3 protein-coding genes and 1 pseudogene are annotated in these 2,212 nt (G+C 34.4%); 1 reads left to right on the forward strand and 3 read right to left on the reverse strand.

The genetic code is table 11. The annotated features are described in order from the left end of the window. Positions 1-176: 176 nt before the first annotated feature. Positions 177-581: a response regulator gene (locus CWB66_RS19075; protein WP_289508512.1), complete on the forward strand. Its 405-nt coding sequence runs from the start codon at positions 177-179 to the stop codon at positions 579-581. A gap of 277 nt (positions 582-858) precedes the next feature. Here CWB66_RS19075 and CWB66_RS19080 read toward each other — a convergent pair. The 3 genes and pseudogenes from CWB66_RS19080 to CWB66_RS19090 all read right to left on the reverse strand — a co-directional run. Then, positions 859-1,056: pseudogene (locus CWB66_RS19080) on the reverse strand (tyrosine-type recombinase/integrase); the annotation flags it as partial. A 48-nt stretch (positions 1,057-1,104) separates the two neighbouring features. After that, entirely contained in the window at positions 1,105-1,674 is a 570-nt protein-coding gene (locus CWB66_RS19085) for a hypothetical protein (protein WP_138586599.1), read from the reverse strand. A 176-nt stretch (positions 1,675-1,850) separates the two neighbouring features. Continuing rightward, complete coding sequence (locus tag CWB66_RS19090) at positions 1,851-2,090, reverse strand: hypothetical protein (RefSeq protein WP_138586600.1); 240 nt, start codon at positions 2,088-2,090, stop codon at positions 1,851-1,853. Positions 2,091-2,212 lie beyond the last annotated feature (122 nt).

Raw genomic sequence — 2,212 nt, forward strand, 5'->3', positions numbered from 1 at the left:
GGAGACGAGACACCCGCAACTGGGATTTACCAGAGAAAGTGCACCTAAACCCCGAACGTGAAATCGTCAACGTGGAGAGTGCATAACGTAGTGATCGCGACAACTAGTTTGACAAACACCGCATAGGTAAAAAAGTATTACTTCCTGGTGATATTACATGGGCCGATAATATTAGAATTTTATTAACAGAAGATAATCAGGTCAATCAGATGGTTGCTTCAATCACTTTGAAAAAAATGGGCATTACTTTTGTTGATACTGCAGCCAATGGCCAAGAAGCCCTTGAATATTTAGCCCAAGCAAACACATCAAATCCATATTCACTTATTTTAATGGACTGCCAAATGCCAGTTATGGATGGATATCAAGCCACAATATCAATAAGAAACAATGAAATACAAAGTAAAGCAGCGCCAATTACCATTATAGCGATGACTGCAAATGCAATGACTGGCGATAAAGAAAAATGTTTAGAGTCAGGCATGAATGATTATATTTCCAAACCTATTTCCCAAGATCTGCTGTTTAGCAAACTCTTAAAGTGGCTACCCTATTCCCTTAAATCGGATCAGCTGCAATAAATAAGCTGTAAGCATAAAAAAAACCACAACCCGATTACTCAAGTTGCGGGTTTTTTATCGTTTTTAGATAACGAATCTAAAAACCTTTATTGGTTGACTTGGATATTAGTTAAAATTAATAGTATGAAATTAGAAATTTACTCGAAGATAAAGAACTAAAAGAGTATTTCGATCCATTAACTTCTAGATATAAACCTATACTAATTGTTTATGCAGAATGGGAAAATATGGAATAAAAATATTAATTACTTTTATCTTTCATATGATAAGAAAATTTTTACAAGTTAATCTTAGGCCCAAATTTAATAGCATCTTCTAAATGACTTGGTGCAAAGTGCGCGTAAACCATGGTTTGCTCAATCTTTGCATGACCAAGTATCTGCTGTAATACCAAAATATTACCTCCGTTCATCATAAAATGACTCGCAAAAGTATGCCGTAAAACATGGCTACACTGGCCCTTTGGCAAATTAATAATTAGTATACTCAAAATCGAGCTCAAACAATTAAGTGAAATACTAAGCTAATTAATTTCATTAAACTCAATACCATTTAAACTTTTCACTTCAACTAATTGCTTAAATTCTTCACCGCAAAATAGCCCTATCCCATCTAACAACTTAGATTTAAATAGCAATTTACTATTTATATCTGAATCAATAAATGCAAAGCTTTTAAAGCCACTTCTCAACCCTTTAGAGTAGTCCTCTATACATTTATCAGAATCTTCTTGCCCAAAAACACGCAAGTTAAAAAGTACCATTTCTGAGCCGTTTACGTCTATTTTAAGGAACTCGCCATACTCATTTAAAAAGTGATATAGGTAATCATAAGCTTCCTTAGATAATAGTAAAAAACCACCTTGGATATAAATATCAACCTTTTCATAATCAATAGACAACGGCTTAATAGGCATAACATCTGGCCATATATTTAGAATAGAATCATTATTGCCATGTAAATCAAAAAATTTAACCATGAACTCTGCCTCAGCAGTGTCCGAATAGCCTTTTAGTGATTGATACATTGAATGAGGGTCAAAATCTAATATGTCCCCTTGGTTATTCTTATTGTTTACTCTGTATACTTTCATGACTATTAAAATCTCATGATCTTACTCTGCATGCATTGTTGTTTGAATAAGTGCATTTTTTTACACTTAAAGTGTCCCATTCCCCGTAGTAAAATGCTTCTCGCTCATTTCCAAGCATTTGTTAGAGAAGAGTTTTTAACTTTGCCACAAAATATGCTGAGCTTACCCTATCATTTTTAGCCCAGTTCTTCGAGAGGAGGTTTGAGCAGATCTTTTAGTGGAATTGGAACTCCATTTTCTTCTTCTTTTTTATACAATTTTATTAATTTCACTAACTCCAATTCATACATGTACGAACTTTCTTCATAGTCATTTTTATCTACGGTCTCAGACTGAGATAAAAAATCATTATGCTTAATTGCAGCCTGTAAAGCTTGGATGCAGACTGACAGAGTTTTTGTCTCAATGCTAGGCATGCTTTGCCCTCTCTGTCAGACTAGTTGTCGCGCTTAATATTTAACCATTAAATAGAGGGTGTGGAGTAACATGAAACATTATTCAGCGCAAAGCAAAGAGGCGGCTCTTCAGATGCTGATGG

The sequence above is a fragment of the Pseudoalteromonas sp. S558 genome, assembly GCF_005886635.1.
Lineage (GTDB): Bacteria > Pseudomonadota > Gammaproteobacteria > Enterobacterales > Alteromonadaceae > Pseudoalteromonas > Pseudoalteromonas aliena.

Excerpts from the sequence above, each read along its gene's own strand:
- CWB66_RS19085 (WP_138586599.1), bottom strand. The coding sequence starts at position 1,674 with ATGAAAGTATACAGAGTAAACAATAAGAATAACCAAGGGGACATATTA.
- CWB66_RS19090 (WP_138586600.1), bottom strand. The coding sequence starts at position 2,090 with ATGCCTAGCATTGAGACAAAAACTCTGTCAGTCTGCATCCAAGCTTTA.